The 468-nt window shown below is 39.3% G+C and carries 1 pseudogene; it reads left to right on the top strand.

The window, feature by feature from the left end:
* Positions 1 to 365: pseudogene (locus E3E37_RS10965) on the top strand (GTP-binding protein); the annotation flags it as partial.
* Positions 366 to 468 lie beyond the last annotated feature (103 nt).

Below are 468 nucleotides of genomic sequence, written 5' to 3'. Positions count from 1 at the left end.
ACATTGAGGAAGTAGCAAGGTATTTCCTCAGAGAATGGCAGACTGGAAAGTTTACTCTTTTTGGGAAGGAAGAAAAGAGAGAAGAAGAATTCCAGTGGGCATACAGTGATATCCTTGACGATATTGAACGAGAACTTTTGCTAGACCCAAGGAGAATACTCTGGAAGTTTAGAGAGAAGATTGAACCAAGCAATGTGAAAAGAGTTGGGATTAAGGAAATTGAAGGCTTTACTGTGGGTATAGCAACAGGGTTTAAGAAGTGCGATGGTGGGATTAAGCTTGTGGAAAAGCTAACTGGAAAGAAAGTCATAGCGAGTGAATGCTTTGGAAAGAAGTGGAAGGGAGTTATAGCAATTTTGGAGTGATTAAGATGAGGCTCTTATTGACCACTTCACAGGGAATTGAAGATTTAGCCAAAAAAGAAGTTGAAAAATTATTTGAGGGCAAAGGAATCAAAGTTAGTGTCGA

The organism is Thermococcus sp. ES12 (assembly GCF_012027515.1).
Classification (GTDB): Archaea; Methanobacteriota_B; Thermococci; order Thermococcales; family Thermococcaceae; genus Thermococcus; species Thermococcus barossii.
The sequence above is the reverse complement of the archived record's forward strand: the minus strand, read 5'-3'. Positions and strand labels throughout refer to the sequence as shown.